The 25,296-nt window shown below is 41.0% G+C and carries 17 protein-coding genes and 1 tRNA gene; 5 read left to right on the top strand and 13 right to left on the bottom strand.

The annotated features are described in order from the left end of the window. Positions 1–98 precede the first annotated feature (98 nt). Both R9C00_22160 and R9C00_22165 read right to left on the bottom strand, forming a co-directional pair. Positions 99–1,157 (bottom strand): histidine kinase, encoded by a 1,059-nt coding sequence (locus R9C00_22160; GenBank protein ID WPO34409.1) that lies wholly within the window; start codon positions 1,155–1,157, stop codon positions 99–101. A 6-nt stretch (positions 1,158–1,163) separates the two neighbouring features. Next, complete coding sequence (locus R9C00_22165; protein ID WPO34410.1) at positions 1,164–3,125, bottom strand: tetratricopeptide repeat protein; 1,962 nt, start codon at positions 3,123–3,125, stop codon at positions 1,164–1,166. A 501-nt stretch (positions 3,126–3,626) separates the two neighbouring features. On the opposite strand from R9C00_22165, the gene R9C00_22170 reads away from it, so the two are divergent. The 4 genes from R9C00_22170 to R9C00_22185 all read left to right on the top strand — a co-directional run bounded on the left by R9C00_22170 (position 3,627) and on the right by R9C00_22185 (position 7,053). Continuing rightward, complete coding sequence (locus tag R9C00_22170) at positions 3,627–4,499, top strand: ADP-ribosylglycohydrolase family protein (protein ID WPO34411.1); 873 nt, start codon at positions 3,627–3,629, stop codon at positions 4,497–4,499. Positions 4,500–4,648: 149 nt separating this feature from the next. Then, positions 4,649–5,194 carry an RNA polymerase sigma factor gene (locus R9C00_22175; GenBank protein WPO34412.1) on the top strand — a complete coding sequence of 182 codons (546 nt, stop codon included), beginning with the start codon at positions 4,649–4,651 and terminating at the stop codon, positions 5,192–5,194. A 24-nt stretch (positions 5,195–5,218) separates the two neighbouring features. Next, complete coding sequence (locus tag R9C00_22180; GenBank protein WPO34413.1) at positions 5,219–5,995, top strand: hypothetical protein; 777 nt, start codon at positions 5,219–5,221, stop codon at positions 5,993–5,995. A gap of 50 nt (positions 5,996–6,045) precedes the next feature. Further along, complete coding sequence (locus tag R9C00_22185; GenBank protein WPO34414.1) at positions 6,046–7,053, top strand: hypothetical protein; 1,008 nt, start codon at positions 6,046–6,048, stop codon at positions 7,051–7,053. Positions 7,054–7,137: 84 nt separating this feature from the next. Here the strand turns inward: R9C00_22185 and R9C00_22190 are convergent, their stop codons facing one another. The 4 genes from R9C00_22190 to R9C00_22205 form a co-directional block, all read right to left on the bottom strand. Next, the gene (locus R9C00_22190; GenBank protein WPO34415.1) at positions 7,138–11,274 is read right to left on the bottom strand and encodes an ATP-binding protein; all 4,137 of its coding nucleotides are present in this window, start codon (positions 11,272–11,274) and stop codon (positions 7,138–7,140) included. 362 nt (positions 11,275–11,636) lie between these two features. Then, positions 11,637–11,816, bottom strand: coding sequence for a hypothetical protein (locus R9C00_22195; protein WPO34416.1), 180 nt, complete (start codon positions 11,814–11,816; stop codon positions 11,637–11,639). Continuing rightward, a complete protein-coding gene (locus R9C00_22200) occupies positions 11,783–12,085 on the bottom strand; it encodes a hypothetical protein (protein WPO34417.1) in 303 nt (100 codons plus the stop codon). The genes R9C00_22195 and R9C00_22200 overlap by 34 nt, the downstream gene beginning before the upstream one ends. A gap of 29 nt (positions 12,086–12,114) precedes the next feature. Continuing rightward, the gene (locus tag R9C00_22205) at positions 12,115–13,011 is read right to left on the bottom strand and encodes a mechanosensitive ion channel family protein (GenBank protein ID WPO34418.1); all 897 of its coding nucleotides are present in this window, start codon (positions 13,009–13,011) and stop codon (positions 12,115–12,117) included. Positions 13,012–13,148: 137 nt separating this feature from the next. On the opposite strand from R9C00_22205, the gene R9C00_22210 reads away from it, so the two are divergent. Further along, positions 13,149–13,220 (top strand) — tRNA-Arg (locus R9C00_22210). Between the two features lie 175 nt (positions 13,221–13,395). Here the strand turns inward: R9C00_22210 and R9C00_22215 are convergent. From R9C00_22215 to R9C00_22245, 7 genes are all read right to left on the bottom strand, one after another. After that, complete coding sequence (locus R9C00_22215; GenBank protein WPO34419.1) at positions 13,396–15,489, bottom strand: glycoside hydrolase family 92 protein; 2,094 nt, start codon at positions 15,487–15,489, stop codon at positions 13,396–13,398. A gap of 5 nt (positions 15,490–15,494) precedes the next feature. Next, positions 15,495–16,760, bottom strand: coding sequence for a YdcF family protein (locus tag R9C00_22220; protein WPO34420.1), 1,266 nt, complete (start codon positions 16,758–16,760; stop codon positions 15,495–15,497). Positions 16,761–16,792: 32 nt separating this feature from the next. Continuing rightward, positions 16,793–18,013 (bottom strand): Ca2+-dependent phosphoinositide-specific phospholipase C, encoded by a 1,221-nt coding sequence (locus tag R9C00_22225; protein WPO34421.1) that lies wholly within the window; start codon positions 18,011–18,013, stop codon positions 16,793–16,795. A 119-nt stretch (positions 18,014–18,132) separates the two neighbouring features. Then, positions 18,133–19,794 carry a RagB/SusD family nutrient uptake outer membrane protein gene (locus R9C00_22230; GenBank protein ID WPO34422.1) on the bottom strand — a complete coding sequence of 554 codons (1,662 nt, stop codon included), beginning with the start codon at positions 19,792–19,794 and terminating at the stop codon, positions 18,133–18,135. A 60-nt stretch (positions 19,795–19,854) separates the two neighbouring features. After that, complete coding sequence (locus tag R9C00_22235; protein ID WPO34423.1) at positions 19,855–23,274, bottom strand: TonB-dependent receptor; 3,420 nt, start codon at positions 23,272–23,274, stop codon at positions 19,855–19,857. 188 nt (positions 23,275–23,462) lie between these two features. After that, positions 23,463–24,497: a FecR domain-containing protein gene (locus R9C00_22240; protein ID WPO34424.1), complete on the bottom strand. Its 1,035-nt coding sequence runs from the start codon at positions 24,495–24,497 to the stop codon at positions 23,463–23,465. 71 nt (positions 24,498–24,568) lie between these two features. Continuing rightward, complete coding sequence (locus R9C00_22245; GenBank protein ID WPO34425.1) at positions 24,569–25,129, bottom strand: RNA polymerase sigma-70 factor; 561 nt, start codon at positions 25,127–25,129, stop codon at positions 24,569–24,571. Positions 25,130–25,296: the final 167 nt, after the last annotated feature.

The following is a 25,296-nucleotide window of genomic DNA, read 5'->3' on the forward strand; positions in this document are numbered from 1 at the left end:
TTGATAAATTCAGATTTAACGTTGATAAAAAATGGTAAAAACGAGTACTCGTGATATCCACACCTGATAATCAAATAATCACATTATCGAACATCACCTCATCCCTCAATCTTTTCCCTTATGAGCGGCACTTTTGCGAAGTAAAAACCACCCTTTTCGCTAAACTCCGGCAGCTTCCCAGTAATATACTCGTATCGGCTCAAAAGGTTTTTCTGCCCTGTTTTGGTAGACTCTATATGCTCGTTCCTAGGTTGAATATTGTTTTTCACTACCAACCAATCATCCTCGTTGTATATTTCAATAGAAAGCGGCTTATGCTCCCCTGCCACATTGTGTTTTATGGCATTTTCCACCAAAAGCTGCATAGTAGAAGGCGGGACAAAAGTATCGTAAATACGCTCTTCCACACGGATATCTACTGTAAGACCCTCTTGAAACCTAATATGTTGGAGGTAAATATAATTTTCTATAAAAATCATTTCATCGGCCAACGTTACCAAATTTTGCTCCTTAAACTCCAACGAATATTGGTACACTTTCGAAAGCTTCAGCAAAAACTTCCTTGCCGCACTCGGATCTTTTTTCACCAAAGCCCTAGCCATATTTAGCGAGTTGAAAAGAAAATGTGGGTTCACCTGCTGGCGCAATTTTTCCAACTGAGCCTTTATATTTTCCTTTTCTTGCCTTTCCGCTTTCACCAGCAGCTCCTCCTTATCGCGGGTAAGCTGGCGGTTTTCCATCTTCAGCCGATAAGCCTCCAAGGCTTTTTCTATAATGATCTTAAACTCCTCATATTCCCAGGGCTTAGATACATAATTGTAGATTTTACCACGGTTTACCGCCTCTATGGTCACCTTCATATCGCTGTAACCCGTCAATAGCATACGCATGGCATCAGGATCTATCGCCAATGTCTTCTCCAAAAACTCAACCCCTGTAGTACCCGGCATCCGTTGGTCGGAAATAATCAATTGAATATCAGAGTTCTCCTTCAATATTTTCAGTCCTTCTTCAGCCGTGTTGGCAAGGTGGATATTATACTCTCGCCTAAAAACCGAGCGAAACGAGCGTAAATTCTCCATCTCATCATCTACATAAAGCAGCGTATGTTCAAACTTTTTGCTACGAGCCTTCCCCTTATTCATCAAATCTTCCATAAAAATTCAGCGTAGATTCTTCAACGATATTAAAATTTTAGATGCCTTAGCCGAATGAAGCTCGGCCATACCCTTTTCACCCAATTCTTTGTAGAGAGCCGAAAGGTTTTTGTTTGCCTCCAAGGCCAAGGTAGTTTTTTCTTCAAATACCTTGTGTGAAAGCCTCCAACCCGTTTCAAAATATGAGAGCGCAAGCCTTTTTTTATCTGCTAACATCAACACATTCCCCATTAGCAAACAAGAATTAGGCATCATAATATGAATTCCATGATAGACATTTTCATAAAAAACAGATTCCCGCTTGGCATAATGATAGGCCGAATCCACTTCCTTTAACTGGTAATAATTCAAGGCAATGGCATGATAAACCGAAGCCTTCTGATTGTTCATCTGCTCTGGCAACACCTTCAGCACTTCTTTCCAAGCCGTTATTGCCGCCTGAGGTTTTTCAGTTTTCCCGTAGGTAATACCCAAGTCCGTCCACACATCGGCCAAAAGCGCCAGATACCTCTTTCTATCTAGCTGAAAAATAGAAGCCGCAATCCCTAGCTTTTCAATGGCCAGGTCATTATCACCCAAATCCATGTAGTGCTTCCCCAGCTTTCTGGCCAATAGAGCAACCTCCACCGAGCTGTTTCCAAAAACAGCTTTATGATAGTTAAAAGCCCCCTCATACAGTTCAAAAGCATAATGATAGACCAATTCACCTCCAAAAGCATTCGCAATGTTAATGTATTCTACGGCTAGCTCTCGCTGTTTCAAACTATCACCTAACACCCTATTCTTTTTCATATCGAGGTACGCCCTGTACCACTCCGCCGAAGTCGTATAAGCCCTCGCCAAAAAGTACTGCTTGCCCAAAAAGCTCTTATAATTGATCAGCTCCTCCCTTTTCTCCGGCAACTGCTCATAAATATCCACTACTTTTGCTCCTACCATAGAAGCACTATCATACTGCCCGTTCCTAAAATGCACCGCCGCTATCGAGCTATACACCAAGGCCACCTCTTGCGAGTTTTGCCCATAAATATGCTTCGTAATTTCCGTAGATTTTCTCAAGTACTTCAGCGCATGCTGCGTAGAATCGCTTTCCATGTACGACCGCCCAATGCTCTCATACAAATTTGCTATATTTTGGTTCAGTTCACCTGTTTCAGGCAAAATAAAATTGCTTGCCATTTCCAAGTACCTCGCCGACATCAAAAACTCTTCCTGTTCATAATAAACATTCCCCACCAATACATATAAAAGCACCGATTCGTCCGTAGGCAACATCCCCTCCTCCTCCGAGTAAATATCCAACGCCCTCAAAATATAAGGCAGCGCAGCCGTATTTCGCCCCTGCACCCTATGGATTTTCCCCAGCAACAAATACATAGAAGCCAAAGCTTTCCCGTCCACCTCTTGCTGGCTTTGCGTAATCAACAACGCTTTTTCAGCATACGGCACCGATTCCGAAGCATAGCCCCTATCCGCCAATAGCTTAGCCGTCACCTTCAGCACCCTCGCCAGCCGAATATCATACTCCTCATAAACCATTTGATAAAGTGCAATCGACTCATCAAAATTCAGCAGCGCATTAACCACATCATTTTTCCGCAGCAGCGAATCGCCCACGGCAAACTTCCTATTGGCAAAATCAGCCAACACCTCCCTACTGTCTACCTTGCTCACCTGCGCATGCAAATCGCTCGCCCCACCAACACAGAGCAGCACGCAAACCACCAAAAAGACATACCTGATTTTTCCCATCTCCAAACAAAACCAATGTTCTCCTGCTAAAGTTTGAGAAAACAAACGACATATACCACACCAAAGCAGAAAAAACTTTGGGCGCACTATGCCCAGCCCGAAAATGGGCAAGGGCAAACCCCGCCCCGGCTGGTCAAGCCACCCATCGCACCAGCCATTTCGGTCTTGCCCTAGCCTCTTTTCCCAGTGCGCATACAAGAGCCGTAAAAAATTCACTGGGGGGGCTTTATTAAGATGGACTAAATAACCGTCATTTTTGTAAAGATATTTAGAGAAAAAAACCTGTAGGGGTTTCACAATTGTAGTAATTAGCATAAACATTCTATCAACCCCGTGAGGGGTTGCAGAAACCTACATTTTACACAAATTCTGCAACCCCTCACGGGGTTGTTTTTCATTTGCTTCGCCAAATCTACAATAATGGAACCTCTACGAGGTTCTTTTACATCTAATAAAATCTCCAAACGGGACAGTTTTCAATGTTGCAGATGGGCCACAGGCTACTATTTAGACATAATCAATTATATCGCTTAAAAAGTCAATCTTAATAAAGTCCCCGTTTGGCAAAAAACAACATCGGCTTTAGCCTAAACCAAACCATGATATCACCATTTATAGAAAATGAAAAAACTCAAAAGCAGCACGGATCTTTACTAATTCCCTATTTTCACTACCTTCGGAAATAACAATACGAGATGAATTCTTAATGAGAAAACAATGCAATTAAAGGACAGATTAAAAGGATGCCTGATTTGCGGAGCAATAGGCGACGCTGTTGGTGGAAAGTACGAAGGAAATGAAATAAATGAAGATATTGATTTTGATTTCGATTGGTCAATTTCCGATGATACCCAACTCACTCTAGCCACTTGTGAAGCCATCTTCAATACCCAAAAAGTCCTGCCTGAAAAAGTTGCCGCTAGGTTTCTCGACTGGTACAACCGAAGAAAATTAACAGGATTGGGCTCTAGCACCCTAAAAGCATTGCGCGAACTGCAAGTTGGCGGCCATTGGGCCCTAGTAGGCCGCTCAGGTGAGTTTGCCGCAGGAAATGGCGCTGCAATGAGAATTGCCCCTCTTGCTTTTAAGAAAGAGATAGACAGGTTAACCATCAAAGACGTAAGCAATATAACCCACAAAAATGACGAAGCATATACAGGAGCTTTAGGGATATACTATTCCGTTCTTCACGCCATTAACGGCAACTGGACTGGCGAACAAAACCTCATCAGTCTTATTTTACCCGATTTACCCGACACCAGAGTGAAAGATAGATTAATCGAATTAAACCAACACTCAGGCTTATCCATATTGCAGATTGGCCAAAAACTCAAGGCAACTGGATACGTGGTTGACTCTGTACCCATTTCAATTTTTGCAGCTCAGAAAATAGGGCAGATGGAATTTAACACCATCATCACCGACCTGATAAAAATAGGCGGAGATACTGACACCACTTGCTCGATGACCGGTCAGATTATTGACACTTTAATAGGCACCGAAGCAATCCCCAGCGACTGGGTGTCAAAATACCAAAGCCTCCAAATTTCAGAGTTAGTTGATGAATTAGCTGAGAAATGGAAAGCTTAGCAATAAACCAGTTCCCTCACCGCCCAAATCATCATTTGTAAATCCCCCCTTCTAAAACCCACTTTTTTTTATGAATTTGGCAGCATCGTGCAACTATCTTTGGTACGAGTTGTCATTAAATCAGAATAGCACTAGAGCTTACATACACTTTGGAAAACAGAAAATATTTAGAACCAAACAAGTCCGTGATAGAAGGCTGTTTGGCTGGCAGTAGAAAAGCACAGTTTGAAGTTTATAGCCTTTATTCAAAGGCAATGTTCAATGTTTGCATGCGTATAGTCAATAATACCGAAGAAGCAGAAGACATTTTGCAAGAAGCTTTTTTGAGTGCTTTCAAGAACATAAAAAGTTATAAATGGGAAGCTGCTTTTGGTGCTTGGCTCAAGCGGATAGTCGTAAACTATTCCATCAATCATATTAGGAAAAGAAAACTGGAAGTGGTTTCTATGGAGGAAAGTAACCCTGTAGAAAAAGTGGAAGAAACTCCACCAGATTACGAACTAGAACTGACAGTGGAAAAAGTAAGAAATGCTATCCAACTGTTGCCCGACGGCTATCGGGTCGTGTTTTCGCTCTACTTGTTGGAAGGCTACGACCACGGAGAAATTGCGGAGATCTTGAACATTACCGAATCGACTTCTAAATCGCAGTACAACAGAGCCAAAAAGAAACTAAGAGAGCTTATTGCCGCATAACCACAAGAATTAGAACAACTAGAAATGGACAAATTAGAAAAATATATCACCGAAAACTTACCAGCCTTTGACCAGCATCGCCCTCCAAAAGCGGTCTGGGCAAAGATTCGGAAAGAGTTGGACGAGGATGCGCTCATTGCTTTTATAGAGCAAAATAAGCAAGAGCTGGAAACACTTTCGCCAAACGAAAACCTTTGGAAAAAAATAGCTGAGAAGCTGGAAGACCAACAACTAGGCGGCTGGATGGAAAACCACCGAGCAGAACTAGATCAATTTAGCCCAAGCAGCAGCCTTTGGGACAAAATTGACCAAGAGCTGGACTCAGAAACTCCACAAAAAACAGCAGCCAAAGAGGTGAAAATGGTGCCTGCAAGCCTGCTGTGGAAAGTTGCCGCTTCATTTTTGATATTACTCGTTTCTGTATCTACATTCCAATATTACCTGAGCCAGCCTACTGAGGACGGTGCATTCCAAGTTCCCGACGAAGAAAATTCGATAGCCGAACTTGTGGAAGCAGAGCAGTATTACACTTCTCTCATTCACCAAAAACAGGTGATAATCAATAATTTCGACTTAGAAAACGAAGAGCTTACGGAAGATTTCCAACAGGAAATAGCCGAATTAGACTCGATGTACCAGCTAATGAAAGTAGAGTTTGAAGAAAGCCAACACAATGAAAATGTGATGAGCGCCATGATTGGCAACCTCCAGCTCCGAATAGAAATTTTGAACCAGCAACTTCACATACTAGAGAAAGTGAAGGCTTTGGAAAATGGCCAAACCCAAAGCATCAATCTCTAGAACGAACCATTCCCAAATCATTTAAAATACTATCAAAACACGCACAAACAATGAAAAATATCGCAATATATAGGCTTTTCATCTTGGCATTCACCTTGGCTTGCTTCACGCAATTTGCCCAGGCTCAAGACAGAAAAAATGAGATCCAGAAAAAAATCAACAAGCAATATAGTGTTGATAAAAATGTACTGGTAGACCTTTCGAACCGCTATGGCGAAGTGAGGGTAAATACATGGCAAAAGAATGAAGTGACCATAGAGGTGACAGTTAAAGCATGGGGGAATAACCCTTCCCAAGCACAGGAATACCTCGATAGGGTAACCATCAATTACAACAATTCGAGCGATTATATCAAATTTGAGACGAATGTAGGAAATAATAATTCTAACTGGAAAAGAGGTGGTTTTGAGATCAATTACTTAGTGAACATGCCAGCAGCCAACCCCCTGAAGCTGATAAACAAATACGGAGCAACCTATGTGGGCGATTTGCAAAACGATGTGGATGTGATAGTGGCATACGGAAGCTTCACCGCCGGCAACCTTTCCGGGTCAGAAACCGAAATAGATGTGAGCTACGGAAGTGCGGAAATTGCTTCGGTAAAAGATGGAGAGATCAATACCAAATATTGTAAATTCCTCAATGTGAAGGAAGGGAAAAAGTTGAGCATCGTAGATAAATATGGCAGGGTAGAGATTGGGGAAATTGACGAGCTGGACATTGAACTAGGTTACTCCAAGCTAGACATAGAGCGAGTAAGCAAACTGCTAAAAGTATATGCAAAATATTCTGGTGGCAGAATAGAAAATGTGGTAGATGGCTTTGAGGAAATCTACATCAAAACCTCCTACGGCTCTTTTGACATAGGCCTGGACGATGCCAACAACTTTGAATTTGAAGTTGAGACACGTTACGGAAATTTCAAAAACTCCACTTCGGGGCTGGACATCAAAAAACAGATTATTCATAATACTTCACAAGAATATGCGGGAGTAAAAGGTAACGGAAGTGCCAAAATCTCTGTGTATGCCTCGTATGGCAGCGTGAAGTTTCAGTAACAGTTAAAAACCATTGGAACTAAAGCCGTCTTTCAGCACACTGGAAGACGGCTTTTTCTTTTTCATCAACACATCAACTCATTCCTACCTTCCACTTTTTGACTGCTTCCTCACTTCAGAAGGTTGAATATTGTATTCTTTCAAATAAGCCCGACTAAAATAGCTTGGTTCGTTGAAACCTACCTTAAAAGATATTTCAGCTAGAGTGAGATCTGTAGTTTCCAGCATTTTCCTAGCCTTTTCTAGGCGATGGAAACGGATATAGCCCGAAGTATTTTTCCCTGTTATCGAAGTGATTTTCCTATGAAGCTGGGTACGACTCATCGCCATTTCTTCGGTCAGGAAAGTAATATCGAAATCAGGGTTTTCCAAGTTTCCATCTATCACCTTATTGAGTTTGATGAGGAAATTATCCGTCACTTTAGTAGGTAGGTCGTCGGTACTTGGAAAAGGACCAAGCTGGGCATAGCGGGTACGCAACTGCCGCCTTATAGCTACACATCGGCTAACGGTCACCAGCAGCTCTTCCTTGTGGAAAGGCTTTGTGAGGTACGCATCAGCCCCCAAATTCAAGCCATTTATCCGGTCTCCGACTGTAGCTTTTGCTGTTAGGAACACTATGGGAATATGGCTGGTTTTTTCATCTTGTTTCAGTCGTTTACACAGTGCTAGTCCATCCAGCTTTGGCATCATGATGTCACAAACAATCACATCTGGAATAAAATGTAGCGCTTTTTCAACCCCCTCTACCCCATTGGTGGCAAGCCTGACCTGATACGTATCACCCAAACATGTTTTCAAATAAGCCCTCAAATCGGGATTATCTTCCACCACCAAAGCAACATTCCGCTCTTCTGGCTCCCCAACTTCTGCCTCCTCTATCTCGTCCACTTCGGCCAGCACATCCGTCACTGTCCAGTTGCTTGTGCTGTACTGTTCCTTAGGTGACATCATTTTGGCTTCGTTGGTAATAGGAAGTAAAATACTGAATTCCGTTCCTTCATTTGGAACTGACTCAACTGATATTTCCCCTCCCATCAACCGTATCAAATCTTTGGCAAGCGCAAGCCCGACCCCGCTGCCCTCATGTTCCCGAGTAGTAGCATCATCGGCTTGGTAGAACAAATCAAAAATATGCTGGAGCTTATCTTCGGTAATTCCAATTCCCGAGTCTTTCACGCTCAATAAAAAATACTCATTTCCCCAAGCTTCCTCCTTTGCGACCCGCACTGTCACCCCTCCTTTTTGGGTAAATTTCACTGCATTGGATAGCAAATTAGATATCACCTGATTGAGTTTTTCAGGATCATAATCCATTACCAACTTCTTCACTTCTGAGTCTACCGATATCGAAATCTTTTTTTTCTCTGTCAAAGCTTGAAAAGGCTCCACGGTATATTTGACAAAAGCAACCACGTCGCCTTGCTGGAACTGGAGAGCCATGGAGCCTGCCTCTATTTTAGAAAGGGCAAGCAGTTGATTTACCAGATTGAGCAAAGCCCGGGCATTTCTGCGGATCATGTTGCTGGCGTCTAACAGGTTGCTTGCCGAGCTATGCACCAAATTATCGGTCAGCCCTAAAATTACGGTCAGTGGCGTGCGGAACTCATGAGTGATATTGGTATAAAACCTCGCCTTAAAATCATTGAGTTCTTTCAAGCGGTTCATGTCCGCTACTTGTAACCTTCTCTTGATCTGAAACCTATAAATAAGCACTAATACAGTTGCAAAAATCAGGAAATAGCTTGTGTACGCCGACCAAGTAGCCCACCAAGGCGGAGCGATGTTTATTCGTAGCGAAATCCCTTCCTCATTCCAAACGCCATCATTATTCGAAGCTTTTACCCTAAACACATATTCCCCTGGGGAAATATTTGTGTAGATGGCTGTCCTTTCCGTACCTAGTTCACGCCAGTCGCGGTCATTTTTTTCCAAAAAAACTTTGTAGTGGTTTTTCTCTGGGCTATTAAAATGAAGGGCTGAAAACTTTATAGAAAGGTCGTTTTGCCAATGTTCTAACTGAACTTCTTCGGTAAGAGAAATATGTTGGGAAAGCGGTGAATCTCCACCCACTTCCAGCTCTTCTCCAAACACTTTAAAGCTTGTAAAAACCACTTGGGGCGTGATGGGGCTCTGAATTATTTCGTCGGGATGAAAGCTCAGAACTCCTTTGAAAGAAGAAAAAAACAGCTCCCCGTTTTTGCTTTTATAAGGATTTTTCCCCGTTATCGAGTTAATAGGCAATCCGTCGGACTGAAAGTAGTTTTGGAAGGTTTCTGTTTGAGGATCGAAGCAAGAAAGCCCGTGGAAAGTCCCAATCCATATACAGCCCTTGTTGTCTTCCAATATCCCATACGTTTTGTTGTGTGCAAGTCCATCTTCGGTGGTAAACTGCTCAACTTCCTTCGTTTTGGTATTGATCCGAACCACGCCCGAAGCATACGTTCTTGCCCACAAATTTCCTTGGCTATCTACAAACTTCGGCTTCCCACCCGTAATTTCATATTTCTCAAAAAGATCATCGGTCGCCATTTCGGTTTCGGGAATTTCATCAGGGTTGAAAGAATAAAATGTGTTCCCCTCACTTCCCAACCATACCGTATTAAAATCATCTACCACTATAGAAGTGATCACCTCACTGAAGCTTCTTCTTTCTTGATAGCCCGGATATCGGTAATGCTTTATCACACCAGTTTCGGGCTCCCAATAAGTAAGCCTTCCCGAAAAACTAATCCACAAATTCCCCTTTTTATCCGTTGCCACCGCATCGCACTTTTCCAAGGCATCCACCTTGTCGTGCAAGCCGTCAATCTGTATAAAAGATCCGTCCGAGGGGTTGAATTTTTCCAAACCATGGTCCGCCGCCAACCACACATACCCATCCTTCCCAAAAGCCATATCCCACACATAATTATGGTTCGTAAGAGCAGTGCTTTCGTTTTTGGCATTATGAATACGATATGGATATCTATAATTAGTATAAATCCCACTTTCAGGATCAAACCTATCAATTCCTTTTTCTGTAGAAAAAAACACATTTTCCTTTTCATCCGAAAAAATCACGCTCACATTATCGCTACTCAAGCCATTTTTAATAGCGGGGTTATGCCTCTTCAGGCTAAACGAACTATTTTGAATAGCCATTTTGTACAGCCCCCCCGAGCCACCAACCCACAAATTCCCCGAGCGATCTTGGCAAATCGAATTTATCCAGTTCCAGTCCATCAGGTTTGGCTTATTCGACGCTAGCCTAACCTCCACAGGCTCAAACATCTTGGTGCGCAAGTCAAAGGTCAAGAACTTCCAAAACTTCTGGGGCTGCAGATCCAAGAACAAAGCTGAAACCCAAAGTTTGTTCGTGTTTTTTTGGTGAAAATATACTTCTAAGCAGTTGTGGACTGGCTTTTTCATCAAGCTATTTTCTATTAGGCTATCTCCATAGGTATAGGAACTGAAGGTCTCTGTCTGGATATCAAAAATCTGTAAGCCTCCATCGAACGAACCAGTAAAAATGGTGCTATCCTTCACCCAATCCGCTCCTTCTATTAAATAATTTACATAGTTGAAAGCAGTATCCGGAACTGGTTGGTAAACCTTTCCCCCCATACTCTCTTCATGAAAACGGAACAAACCATAATCACCCAATGCCCATAGCACACCACCGCTTCCTTCAAACAGATGAAAAACCCTTCCTCTGTACTCAATCCTATCATTTTCGTGGGTAAACCATGTTACATCTTTAATCTCCCCTGCCTTTTGATGGAATGTAGAAGCATCCGGCTCTACTTTAAAAAAACCAGATTTATTCCCCATTCCCAGCCAGATATTTCCATCCGAATCTGGCAAGAGCGTTTGGACTTGCCCAGTCCGCATTACACTATCGGCAAATGCAGAAGTAAGCTTCGGGTTCTCATTATCGGGTTCACTTTCTGACGAGTTTTTTTGTAAAGGCTTCCAACTGAAAGGCACCAAACGGTTATTTTTCCGGTCAAAACGTGCAAGTTCCCCATGGATAGTCCCTATCCAAATATCTCCGTTTTCTGCTTCTTCCAACACGCTTATCACAGCTGTATGTGCTTTATCGAGACGGCTTTCATCTATCACCGGAATTTGGAAGACTTCCATCTCATAACCATCGTATTTTACCAACCCATTTTGAGTGCCCACCCACATATATCCATAGCTATCTTGGATGATTTTTTGGATAAAATCATCTGGCATTCCTTGTTCTATCCCAATCTCTTGCAGTCGAATTGTTTGAGATTGGGCGTACCCCTCCCCTAAAAAAAATAGAAGGGTTATATAGATTAATGTGGCTAAGCGCAATTTTAGTCAGCGTTAAAAACAGGTTGAATCGATAGTTTGCAACCAAAAATGCACAGGTTATCTGCCCTCATTTTAATTAAAAACAAACGAGGAGGAAGTATGCGGAGTTTAGTACCCTATTTGGTTAGCAAATGCTGGTAATTAGTAATATGTTGGAGCAATACAGAAGTTATAGTAATTATATTGAATTTACACGAAATGATGAGGAAATTCAAAAAACAAGGCGTTTTATATTGAGTTAGAAATGTTTTTTACCCTTATTCGGGGGAAACAGCTGACTGCCCACTAAGCAACTTCCAGCCATCTTCTCGTTTGATCACCGTCCCCGATTCTATAATAGTTACATTGGTTTCTACACCACTTTTATCTACCATACGCCCCCTTACCGTACCAGAATAGTTGGCTATTTCATTGGTAAGAGGGAAAACCTCAAGCACCTTCCAGCTTGATATAATAAAGCATTAGTTTCCAAAATCCTTCTTACCGAATCATAATTCATGGCAGTAGCAGAGCCTGGGGGCACCCAAAAAAAATCACTGCTCGAATCTAAAAAATAGAATTCTCCCTTAAGTCCCTCTTTTTTGATAGCCGCATGATACTCATCAAACATTTGAGCTACCTCTTCTTTTACTTTTTCTTTATCCAACTGGTGGGATTGGCAAGAGAAAAAAGCCAGCATGATAAGAGTAACTTTGAGTAAATTCATAATCGTGAATTTGAACTATGGATGGGAAATCAGCCTTTTTTAGGCTTCAATTGTTCCTCACCGCCATTCTTGAAAACAAGCGTGCGATGGGGAAATGGAATTTCGATCCCTTCGGCATCAAACCTTTTCTTGATGCTATAATTTAGGTCACAATTCATAATAAAAGCAGAGGGAGTATCTTTGGCCCACACATAAGCCCGAAGCCTTACAGCAGAATCCATAAATTGGGTAAGGCGGATAATCACCTGGGGAGCGCCTTCTTTCTTATCTTCCTCGCTGCGGTTATCGAGGCAACTGGGATGAGCCAGTGCTTCTTCCTCCATTATTTTCATGGCCTTGTCCACATCCGAATCGTAGCTGATATCCATTTCTACAAAGCGGCAGATTTTTTCATCGGTAATGGAAGAATTCACGATCGTATCGGAACTTATGGACGAGTTCGGGATAATAATCCGGCGATTTTCCAGCCCATTTATCACCGTATGTCTGAGTGTGATATCTTCCACTTGCCCTAATATATCGGCTCCTATCTTTATAAAATCACCTACCCTAAAAGGCTTGAAGATGACGATAAAAATACCGCTCACGATATTGGAAAAGGCCTGCTGTGAGGCAAAGCCCAAGAAAGCGGCAAAAATACCCGCACCTGCAAAAAGACTGAGGGCAAGGTGCTTGAATGCTGGAATGAGGTAGATCACCGTAAAGGAAGCGGCAATAAATATGATAAACGTAACCGCATTTTTGAGGAAACGGTATTTGGTTGCCTCCACCCTTATGAGAGCTGAAGACTTCTCAAAAAAACGGTCGAGGAAAATTCTCAAGACCTTAGCCAGCACAAAAGCCGCTATGATAATCCCTATGATTAGCAACAAATTTTCATGGCGGTCTGAAAAACTCAGTATGTTATCAAAAATATCTTTCAGCATATGTTCAGGAAGTTGAAGGTGTAAAAAAAGCAAGTAAAAGCGTCAGAGCAAAAAAAAGAAGATAAATCGGCAGAGGTTAGACATATTTTTTGAAAATCAACAAGAAAAACATAATTTTGCACACCGAAATACAGAAAGGTCCCGTAGTTCAATGGATAGAATAGGAGTTTCCTAAACTCTAGATGCAAGTTCGATTCTTGCCGGGACCACAAGGCAAGAAACACAAAACCTATTTTTGTACAAAAACAGTCTTTTTCCCGCAAGAAGGCTGTTTTTTGTTTTTCATGGTTTCCCAATGCAGTTTGCCCCTTTTGCAAAAGACATAAAAAAGCCACCCATTCAATACTATCAAATGGGTGACACTGTATGGTTTCAAGTATTTTCTTATTGACCTTCAGCTAATAAGTTCTTCCCTGAAACCCATTGGTTTTGGATTCCCCAAGAAATATTTGGTTCGGAAGCTGTGGTGATTTCCAATTCCCCTCCCTCCAGTATTTCTTGGTGGGTGAGCCAGTTCCGTTCCAAAGGCTCCCCATTGAAAGTGGCTTTTTGGATATAAGCATGTGCCGGATTATAGTTTTTGACCTTGATCAAAAAGCTTTTCCCATTTTCCCAGTTAAACTTAACCTCTTCCAATAAAGGAGCATGAAGGTAATACACAGGCTCACCTATGCAAGCGGGGAACAATCCGCAACTTGCCCACACATACCAGCTCGACATAGTTCCCGCATCGTCGTCCATTGTACGAAGATAAGTTGCCGGATCATTCTTATAAATCCGTCCAACAAAAGAACCTGTTCCTCGACTGTTGTTATTAAAATAGTGCTGTACAACAGTATCTACAGCTATTTTGTGGATAATTGCCTGTGACTTCCAAGGCTGGGAAGTACCTTGGTACATTCCAGTAGTTTGCAAATCTGGTTGGTTGGCATGGTTGTAAAAATCTCCCTCAAAAAACTTATCTAGCTGGCTAATAAACTCTTCTTCACCACCAGTCAATTCCACTAACCCTGTTTGGTCAAATGGAACAAACCAACGATACTGCCAAACAGTGCCTTGGTACATCCCCCTTGCCCCCATTCGGTCCACATCATTTTTAGAAAGGTCTTTAAAATCCTTTATCCAATAAGATTTGTAGCTCAAAGCCTTGTCCAAGAATTTCTTGCTTTGTTCTTTCCTGCCCAAAGAATCAAGGATCTGAGAAAGTGCCCATTCATCGTAAGATGCTTCTAGGGCTTCTTCAGGGTGATTATAAGGCAACTTTTCAACCTCGCTTACAAGTGAATCTGCAATTTTCTCAAAATCCAACTCCACTCCTTTTCTAAAGGCATCTAACAGCACCACAATGGCATGCTCCGTCCTCACCGTAGGAGAAGGTTCGTTTTCCGTGGCGAAATCTTTTTTCCCATAAGGGTAGAGATTGGCGATAGAAGCAGCAATATGTTGGAAGCGTTCAGGATAAACCAAAGAAAGCAACGGAAACTGTGTACGGTAATTATCCCAAATTGCCCAACCATTATACTTAGGCGTTGTTGATTGTCTCACAGAACCATCAATGGTGCGGTAATGCCCATCTTCCTCAGTAATCACATAAGGAGATTGGATGGCACGGTACAAAAATGAGTAGAAAAGCCCTTTACGCTCTTGGTCACCTTTTACTTCAATATGCCCGAGTAACTTGCTCCATGCTAATTCACTTTCCGCTTTCATTTGCTGGAAAGTATATTGCTTGACTGCATTTTTTGCATACTCTACATTTACCGAAGAAAGTGCAATATGGATTTCTACCTCTTTTTGATCTGGGCTGAGCAGAGCTTTCAGCTGATGATCAGCTAGTTCTGTCCATTCTACAGGTTGGCTTACCTCTAAGTAATAATAAATCTTGTATTGGCCATCCCCACAGGTGGTTCGTGCTTCAATCCATCCGCTCAAAGAATTTCCTTCTATATGGTGCGATTCGTTCCTGAACCTGTTCACAATAGAGTGCCCTAGGTCAAAATACAGTCCTTTTTCCCCTTCGGGAAATGTATAACGATGCATTCCATAGTTGCCCGTCACGGTAAACTCAGCAGAGAGTTGGTTGGTAAAAGCTACGCTGTAGTATCCGGGAGAAGCACTGTCTCCTGTCTTCATCAGTTTTGATGTCTCCCAGTTGTTACCTAAAAAAGGTTTTACCAGAATATTACCACCACTTCCTTGGCAACCCACTCCTTCAAAACGGTTGTGCGAAAATCCCAAAAACTCTTTTGCATAGTACTCATACCCAGTATGTGTTGAAGGATATGTATGCGGACCTATACTCAGCATGCTAAAAGGATAAGAAGCAGCAGGAGACATTTGCCCATGATCACCCGAAGTACCTAAGAATGCATTTACCAACTTTATTGGTTCCGCCGCATTTGTTACAGGTTGAGCTCCTTGTTTCTGCTGAGAACAAGAAGCGATAAATAATAATGTGAATAACAATAATAGTCGCATGATGTCTATGGATCTAAAGGTTCTAGTGGATTTTGCTGAAACGAGTCGATACTAGGTAGCCATTCTATGGTAGTTGGAGAGATCCTTTCCAATAATTTGCACGGCATATACCCTAGTTCTTTCATATTCCTATCATAGAAATTTTGCGAACTCACGTAATCGCTATGTCTAAAATTAGTAGTGACTAGGTTGGGCTTATCAGTAGGCACTCCGTACTTAAATAGCAAGCGGGAAGCATTGCGCACATTAGTAGTTGTGTGTCTCGCATGTGGTTCAATAATGATATGCTTTTCAGCAATTCCATATTTCTCCATCAACTCCTTTTTCATTTCAATGGCTTCGCAAGAAGGAGTGCGGTAAGGGTGAACATGCCCTCCAGAAACAATGATAAGAGGCGCCTTTCCTTCTTTAAACTGACGGGCTGCAACCCTAAGGTTGAACTTGCCCAAAGGAGTAAGCGAAACCCCATAAATCTCTGAACCAGCACCAAGAACCAAGATAGAAGCATACGGGTACTCTCCCCAAGAAACAGAAGGGATATAATCCACCGCTGCTTGGTTTCCGAGGCCTTCCATAGGTTCATAGCGTGCAGCTTCGTCTTTATGGTTGAGGTATAAGAGCGAATTGGTAAAATCAAGGCTTCCCCCGAAAAACAAAGAGCTTTTTTCTGCTTGTACCAAAATATCACTTGCCCATGTGTGGATAGTATAGATATAACTTCTACTGTTTACATCATACACTACCGAATCGATGTTAGGATAAATAGCTTTGTCGCCGTTTCCATATACTTTTATAGAATGGTTCATCCCTTCGGCGCAAACCTCCCATGCCTTTTTCAAAAGCTCGGCATCAGAAAGTGAATCATATAACTGGTAAGCCATAGATGGGCGGATGTGTTGGCTGATCAAGCTTGCCATTGCCCCATTATTTTCAAGCAACTTTTCTAAACTCTTGCTTGCCTCAGCAATCTCGCTCTCTGACCACACAAAAGAATCCACTACACAAGCGCGGTCTCTTGAGCAAGTTTCTACAGCTTTTCGAATTGCCTGAAGCTTCGTGTCCTTCAGTTTTGTTAAATTTTTATCACTAGCCAATAACTCTTTTACCTCAGGAATCTTTTGGAAAAGGGTTAGCAAATAAAAATTCTTGTCTTGCACCAAAGAGGCTGACTTTACTTTTCGGTAGCCAGTATTGCTAGAAGCAATGGATTGCCCCCAGCTCATATGTACGCACAACCAAAAGGTGATACATAGAAGAATATTTTTTTTCATATCGATGATGTAAATAATTTAGGGTTTGAAGCTTACTTTAAGTTCCCATTTACTGGATTGACCCTTACAGGTTTTTTATTGGGCAACTGGACGAAATAATCCGTCCCATAATTATTGCCCGGCTTGAAGAAATCGGTAGAAATGACTTGCGCACCACTTTCAAAAGCAGCATTTGCACGGGTCATATCATTCACCTTTGCCTCATAGGTTTCGATATCGGAGCGAGTACGAACTAAGTACCCTTTTTCCACAAAAGCCCTAATCTCTTCCTTCCTAAGAATAGAGTTGTCCAACAATAAAAAAGCAGCATGGTCTTGCCCTGGTTCCGATTGTACAAACATAGCCCTGCCTTCTAAGTTGGGACGATTTTCTACATAAGGGCTGTTTAATGACATACCTGCAGTAGAAGGCAAAAGCATGAATACAAACTTTCCGAGAGATTCTGACAGCCTAGGCCAGTTATGCGCCAGTACTCCTTCTTCTAGTGTAGGGTATTTACCTCTAACCACGTCGGGAGTAATCACCTTTTCCTTTCCTAAAACAGAGAATACAAGCTTATCGAGCTCGTCAAACACCTCCGCCGTATAAGGCAACACTTCCGCAGAATTAGGGAAGATAGGTTTTCCTTTGTCCTTCGCCTCTATCATGATAAAAATAGGAACATGGCTAGGGTGCTTTTCTGACCAGTTTTTTAATGCGGTTAGCGCTTGCTCAAAAGTGGTATAATGAGTACGGAAATCTATATCTGGAATATGAAGCACCTTAAAACCAGGCTTTTCCAACCCCACGCTATCGTATGGCAAGAGGTCAGTCTTACCCATTGTCCTCAAAGTAGAATAAATAGCAGGCTTGCTGAATCGGTTGCCAGTTGGATCGTAATAGACATCAATTTCAAAAGAACGTAGCCCCGAATCCAGTTGCTCATTAAAATCAGGATGATCGTAGGAAAGCCCTTCACTCATTTTCACCTTATTAGGATGGTATTCTTCAAATTTTTCCCTTTGGTCTTCAGGCATTTTCTCAAAATATTGCCCCATCAACTGTTCGAAAATTGGGTCAATATAATTTGAAACGGCGGTATCAAGTGGCAAGGCATAGCTGTTGTGAGTTCCCAACACTTGTATCTGGTTGATCTTGATACTTTCAGGAAAAGAAATTGCTTCTTCTGCGGTAAACTGTGCAGTATTACAAGCGTGCAATAGTAAACCCAATAGAAAAGCGCTTGATCTATTTAGTATATAAATCAGTTTCATGGAAAACTTTATAGAGAGAGGATTAATGAGAAATTAGACATAGAAAAAGAATCTGCCAGGCAAGTTTGCCTGACAGATAAATAGAAAAGCTAATGTCGAAATACAACTTCACTCATTTATCAATAACCCGATCTCTGAGTCACTTTGTCATCTCCCACTACGTCAATATATGTCTGAGGGATTGGGAAATATTCGTTCACTCCTTCTGTGAATTGAGCATTGGTAAGATGCGACCTTTTTGTTTTTTCAACTTCTATATACTCATTTATCGTTTCAGCCGCTACACCCCATCTTACAAGATCGAAAAAACGATGCCCTTCCATAGCCAGCTCTAACCTTCTTTCTAAACGAACCGCTTCAAGAGCTGCATCTGCATCAGTCCAAGCCTCGGTATATAGCTCAATATTGTAATCATCTGCTGGTGCTGAGCCATCTAAAGTCATTACGTATTGGCTATTTTTCGCACGTTCGCGCACTTCGTTTACAACTGCTCTAGCTCCTTCCAAATCGCCCAAAGCTACTTGAGCCTCAGCTTTCCATAAAAGCAAATCGGCATAGCGGATGATGTAATAATTGAGCGCACTTACATATGGCCAACTTTTAACTTGATAATCTGAATTTACAGAAACGATCCTTTTTTTAGGACCATAAGGACCGTAAGTAGCAAGATCTCTAGCCCAACTTGATTCGTATATAACACCCAAATCTAAGTAAGGAATTTCTGGCCTTCCCACAGTATGATCCAACCTAGGATCCACCATATCTATATCTGTAAGGTCTACATTATCGTTTACAGGCAAACCATCCACACCTGTTTTATAAGCATTTATCAAGTTTTGAGAAGGACGGTGGAATCCATATTGGGAATAAAAAGGTCCCCCTGGTGCCGATAACCTATCACCGATACTACCATTATAATTACTTGTTCCCCCATCATTTACAGAATGTTGAACCGCAAAGATAATCTCCAAACTATTATCATTTTCAGGAAGAAACACATCTCTAAAATCAGGGAGCAACGCGTACTTATTACTTTCTATCACTTCATTAGTAGCAGCTAATGCATCACTCCATTTTTGCTGATATACATAACATTTTGCCAAGTAAGATTTTGCCGTCATTTTGTTTGGGCGACCAACTTCTTCTTGCTCTAGCGGAAGGTTATCATATGCAGTTTGGAAATTCTCTTCTATCTTGCCCCATAGTTCATCAGAAGAATATTCAGTGTTTGATGCATAATAATCTTCAATTAATACTGCCGACTCATCTATGTAAGGGATCTGATTATAAATCCTCTTAAGCTCAAAATAGTAATGTCCTCTCAAAAAATGTAATTCACCCATTCTCACAGACTTTAAACTCGCATCAAAATCACTTGACTGTTCCAATAGCTGAATCGCTACATTTGTTCTTTTTACACCTTCGTAGAGAGCGCCCCACTTACGTTGAATATCCGTAATGGTCGGGTTGATGTTGAATATTTCCATTTGATGGATTTGGTTTTGGTCACCGGTACCTCCACCGCCTTTGTAGCTATCATCTGACATTACATCGCCAAAACTCCAGTTGGATGCAGGTGAGTTAAAAGCACTACTTGCCCCATCAAATTGTCCATTAAGCACACTGTATGCCGCTACGATAGCTCCTTCTACATTTTCAGGATCTGTCATATTATCAGGATCAATTTCACCATAAGGTGTTTCGTCCAAAAAAGTATCTGAACAAGAAGCCGTAAATAAAAATGCTGTTGTTAGAAATATATATATGAATGTATTTTTCATTTTTCTGTTCGATTTGAAATTTTTACAATAAAAAACTGATCTTCAGAATAGTCACTACTATTAGAATGAAGCATTCAAACCTAATGTGAAGGTTCTTGATGGAGGGTAAATACCACGGTCTATACCGATATCAAGGTTTCTATTGCTTGAAGAATAGTTCTGAAGACCAAGCTCTGGGGACATTCCATCGTAACCAGTTATGGTAAATAAGTTGGTAGCCTGGCCAAATACTCTTACATCAAGTCCACCAAGCTTTTCCGTCGGGAATGTATAGCCTAGTTGTAAATTATACAGTTTGAAATAAGAACCATCTTCTACATAATAAGAAGATACCCTAATATTGTTGTTAGGATCATCCAAACTCAAACGAGGGATACTAGAATCAGGGTTTTCAGGAGTCCAGGCATCAAGAGTCGACTCACTTTTGTTATAAGCTGCTTGGTTGAAAAACTCTGTCTTATATTTAGTAAGGTTATAGATGTCACTTCCAAAAGACCCGTTAAACAACATTGCCAAATCGAACCCTTTGTAATAAAAGTTCATGTTGACACCTAATATCACATCAGGATGAGGTGAACCTATAAAAGTACGGTCGTCGCTGTCCAGGTCCCCATCATTATCTACATCATTGAACCTGAGATCGCCAGGTTGGGCATTTGGCTGGATTCCGTGGGCATCTATTTCAGCTTGGGTTTTAAAAATCCCTGCTTCTTCATATCCATAGAAAGAGCCAATTGGCTGGCCAATGGTTGACCTAGATATTTCTTGACCAAAGTTTACTCCGTGCAAAGAAGAGCTTGGGATACCTAGGTAAGAAACACCATCCAATTCTGTTAACTCATTCTTATAAGCGGTGAGGTTGAACCCTAGGTTATAGTTGAACTCGTTTGAATGACCTTTGTAGTTCACAGTCAGCTCTAGCCCACTGTTTTTCATTTGACCACCATTGATCCACGTTCCATCACTTGTCCCCCCATAGGTTAGCGGAATAGGTGAATAAACAAGAATGTCGTCGGTAACTTTGCTAAAGTATTCTGCAGTGACATCTAGTTTGTTGTCAAAGAGACCTAAATCCAAACCAATACTTGTTTGGGTTGTCACTTCCCATTTCAAATTAGGATTTGCAACTCTGGTCTGTACCAATCCAGTATATACAGACTCCTGTGCACCATCAATAGCATAATTTGAATACGTCGCATTGTTTTGGTAGCTAAACAACGTAGAGTAAGATGGGACTTGTTGGTTACCAGCCTTACCCCAGCTCGCGCGAAGTTTTAAAGAATTCACAGGGGCTACATTAAAGAAGGACTCGTCACTGATGATCCAACCAGCAGAAAATGCAGGGAATGTTCCCCAGTTGTTTTCACTCAATCGAGAAGTACCGTCTCTTCTCAAAGTGGCAGAGAACAAATATCGGTCAAGCAAACTATAGTTCACTTTACCAAAGAATGATAATAAAGACCAGTCGCTAGCACCACCAGAGTTTAATTGGTTATCTGTACCGTTAGATAGGTACCAGAAATTTGGGTCTTCGTACAAAAAGCTTTGCCTTGAAGCTGAAAAACTTTCAGCATAAAACTCAATTGATTCTTGACCTAACAATACATCAAAACTATGCTCGCCAAGTTCTTTCTGATAAGCCAACGTATTTGACCAAGTTAACTGGTAGTTAAAAGAGTTGCCGGTACTCAAGCTGTTTATAGCATTTGCCGATAATATTTCATCGTATACCGGAGAGAAGTTCCTGTAATTATTGCTATTGAAATCGATACCTAGATTTGTTTTTAGTTCCAAGTCACCTAGTTCAATGCCGGCAAAAACATTTCCTAATAGCCTGATTCTTTTGTCCACATTGTCCTTACCTCGATCTAATTGCCCCAATGGGTTGCTTATATCGTTAATGGGGTTGCCTCCGTAATTTCCATTAATGTCTCTTACAGGTACAATGGAAGGAAATTGGAATGCATTATAAATGATACTCCCTAATGAAGAGTTGACCCCAACATCTGTTGTGCGTGAAAATGTGCCTGAAAAGTTTTCACCTATATTTATCAGGTCCTTTATCTTGTAGCTTGAATTAAAGCGGGCAGTAATTCTGTCAAAACCAGTGTGTTTAACGATTCCTTCTTGATTAAAATAACCCAAACTAAAAGCATGTCTTCCCGTTTCATTTCCCTTAGAAACCGAGAGGTTGTAAGACTGAACTGTTGCCGGGTTAAATATTTCTTGTACCCAATCTACATCAGCACTTGGTATAGTTTGATCATCATCTAAAAAAGCTGGGATAACTGCTTGGTTTGGATCGTTTCCATAAATATCACTTGCAGGAGTGCCACCATCATTCTTGGTCGCTTGCCATAGCATATCGCCATACCCTTGAGCCGAAAGCATTTTTGGTAAGTTAAATGCTTTTTGAACACCTGCATAAGCATTTAACTCAATCACGCTTTCATCACTGCTCCCTTGTTTCGTTGTGATTACAACTACTCCGTTGGCAGCTCTTGATCCATAAATAGATGCCGCAGCAGCATCTTTCAACACCTGAATAGTTTCAATATCCGCTGGGTTTATACTATTCATACCGTTTGATACTGGAATACCATCTATAATATACAGCGGGTCGTTATTGTTGATAGTACCGTACCCTCTTACCCTTACCGTAACATTACCTCCAGGTGCATTATCTGTAAGTACCTGAACACCAGCCATACGACCATCTAGCATTTTATCAACACTTGAAGTAGGAATCGAACTTATTTCCTCCGTATTGACAGTAGCAACAGAGCCTGTTACATCACGCTTTTTCTGTGTGCTATAGCCCATAATGACGAGTTCCTCCAGTTGAGCCACATCTTGTTTTAGAGCTACCTCAATAGTGCTTTTGTTTTCAATATTGATAATTTTCGGTTCAAATCCGGTGAAAGAAACAGAAACTTCCTTGTGAATTGCCGGAAATGTCAACTTGAACTCTCCATCCAAGTTAGAAACAGTACCTAGGGTAGTACCTACTACAATGATAGAAGCCCCTGGAAGCGGATCGTTTGTCTCTGAATCGATCACCTTTCCTGTAATAGTCACATTTTCTTGATACTCTTCTATAGAAGGTTTTTGCTTTTTGCTACCCTCCCTTTCTATCACATAGATATTGTTATTGATACGCTTGAAATCAAATGCCGTTTGCTTGGCTATTTTTTCCAAAACATCCCTTAAACTACCATTTTTAACTCTAATATTTATCAGCTCAGAACTTTGGTTTACCTTCGGGTTATAAGCAAACTGAAGGTCAGTTTTTTCTTCTATCTCATGCAATACATTCGATAATTTAGCCTTACTTATATCAATTGAGATATGGATTTCTTCAAGGCTTTGGCTTGACGACGGATTCGCTAACAAAAACTGGATAGCGATCACTTGAATAACGGAAATATAGATTAATTGCCTTGACACAACCAGTAGTAGGTTTTGTAAGTGAAATTTCATAATTTTATAATGATTTAGTTTTGAATCGTTTTTTTGCCCAAGCCTGAACTCTTGGGCGGAAGATTTTGTCCAGGGCTGCGCCAACAGTTCTGGACTTTTTTTTAATCTCCCACCTTGTAGGAAATTAAAGCTAATTCGTATCGTCTTTTTAACTCATAAGCATTCTATTTTTTGTTAAAAGCTTTATTTTATTCTTTACAACTTCTTCCTCTTATGGATATATTTTTTTTCTCTGTAAACTTATATTCAAAGTTCACCAACAGTTTTAGCCCCTCAAGTACGTTCACCAAATTTTCGTTCGTATAATTTGCACGTACCATGCACTGGTTTGCCAGTTCGTTTTCAAAAGTGATTTCAATATCGTACCATCTCTCTAGCGTTTTTATTACCGTGGCAAAAGGCACCATATCAAAATATAAAGTATTGCTTTTCCACGCTAAATAGGGAGTAAGCTCTACATCTGTGACTGCTATGGAGCGGTCATTGGGATTGAAACTTGCCTGTTGGTTTGGCATTAATAAAGTTTCTTTGTCAAGGAGCGAATCTAACGGAACATCAATTCTACTGACCGTTGGTGCCACCTTCACTTTCCCTGTTGCTACCGTTACTTCTACTTGCTGGGCAGGAAAAGCCCTTATATTGAAAGAAGTGCCCAACACGGTTGTGAACAGCCCATTTGATTCTACAACAAAAGGTTTGTTTGGATTTTTCGAAACATTAAAAAATGCCTCGCCCTGCAAAACTACTTTTCTTGCATCGTCTGAAAACTGCTCGGGATACCTAACCGAGCTTTCCGTATTCAAATTGACCAATGATCCGTCGGGTAGCTTAAAGCTTATCCTTTGCCCTTTCTTTGTTGATTTAGTAACATAATGTACTTCTTTGGGCAAGTTTTTCTGGGTTAGAAAATTCACATATGCCCAAGTAAAAATGCCCAACAGCAGAAATGCCGCTGCCATCCGAGAAATTTGTTGATAACTAAAACTTACTCTTTTGGTAGCAATGGGTAGCTTTCCCTTTATCTGTGATAAAATAAAAACCGCTTCCTGCCTATCCAATTTGTGTTGGCTTTCCATTTCCCATTCTTGCTCGAGTATCTTCTCCAACTCTTCTGGAGAACCATACTTATCAAGCAAGAAATATAACTCCTTGAGCTCTTCCTCGCTACACGCACTTTGCTGCAGCTTCTTTTTTAAGAACTCTTTTCTTCTGACCTTATTCACTAAATTATTTTTACCCTAATACTGAGAACAAAGGCCAAGGGGTGAGTAAAGAAATTGAATATAACAGCTAATTAATGTGTAATTAATATTGTGATAATTATAAGAAGGAAATCGGTGATAGGTGAAATGTGTACCCTCAATGTTTTTAGAGCCAAACGGAGATGAGTCTTTACTGAATTCACAGAAATCCCCATATTGTCAGCAATTTCTTGGTGCGAAAGGTGCTTGTGACGACTTAATATATAGACTTCTTTCTGCTGGGGAGTCAGGTCATTGACAACCTTTGCCTCCATCTTTTTTATTTCATTGAAATTCAAATCATCCAGCACCTCAACAGAGAAAGAAGAATCATTGCTAGGCAAGCTCGAAGATAATTCATAAGCTTTACTATAGCTGTTTTGATGATCTTTGATCAAGTTTTTGGAGATGGTAAACAGATAAGAACTTAAAGATTTTGTTTCATCTATTTTCTGGCGGTTCTCCCAAAGTTTTATAAATGTTTCTTGAACTACATCCTTGCTCAACTCTTCGGATGCGAGTAGTTTCAATGAAAATCCGTATAGTTTATCTCTATATAAGTCATATAAATGTTCAAATGCAGAGACATCTCCCTTCTGCAACCCTTTAACCAACTTTTTAAGTGATATTTCAGACGGAGTTTTAATATGGGTATGAGTTTGTTTAAAAAAATATTCGCCACAAAAAACAACAATTAAGACCTGTTAAACAATCTTGCACTAATCAATTAATTGTTAAGTCTTATTCCTTTTTTAAACAGTATTATCCATTCAATAAAAGC

The sequence above is a fragment of the Flammeovirgaceae bacterium SG7u.111 genome (assembly GCA_034044135.1).
Taxonomy (GTDB): Bacteria; Bacteroidota; Bacteroidia; order Cytophagales; family Flammeovirgaceae.

Coding starts and splice junctions, on each gene's coding strand:
- R9C00_22160 (WPO34409.1), bottom strand. CDS start 1,157: ATGGAAGATTTGATGAATAAGGGGAAGGCTCGTAGCAAAAAGTTTGAA.
- R9C00_22170 (WPO34411.1), top strand. CDS start 3,627: ATGCAATTAAAGGACAGATTAAAAGGATGCCTGATTTGCGGAGCAATA.
- R9C00_22180 (WPO34413.1), top strand. CDS start 5,219: ATGGACAAATTAGAAAAATATATCACCGAAAACTTACCAGCCTTTGAC.
- R9C00_22185 (WPO34414.1), top strand. CDS start 6,046: ATGAAAAATATCGCAATATATAGGCTTTTCATCTTGGCATTCACCTTG.
- R9C00_22190 (WPO34415.1), bottom strand. CDS start 11,274: ATGCCAGATGATTTTATCCAAAAAATCATCCAAGATAGCTATGGATAT.
- R9C00_22200 (WPO34417.1), bottom strand. CDS start 12,085: ATGAATTTACTCAAAGTTACTCTTATCATGCTGGCTTTTTTCTCTTGC.
- R9C00_22205 (WPO34418.1), bottom strand. CDS start 13,011: ATGCTGAAAGATATTTTTGATAACATACTGAGTTTTTCAGACCGCCAT.
- R9C00_22215 (WPO34419.1), bottom strand. CDS start 15,489: ATGCGACTATTATTGTTATTCACATTATTATTTATCGCTTCTTGTTCT.
- R9C00_22220 (WPO34420.1), bottom strand. CDS start 16,760: ATGAAAAAAAATATTCTTCTATGTATCACCTTTTGGTTGTGCGTACAT.
- R9C00_22225 (WPO34421.1), bottom strand. CDS start 18,013: ATGAAACTGATTTATATACTAAATAGATCAAGCGCTTTTCTATTGGGT.
- R9C00_22230 (WPO34422.1), bottom strand. CDS start 19,794: ATGAAAAATACATTCATATATATATTTCTAACAACAGCATTTTTATTT.
- R9C00_22235 (WPO34423.1), bottom strand. CDS start 23,274: ATGAAATTTCACTTACAAAACCTACTACTGGTTGTGTCAAGGCAATTA.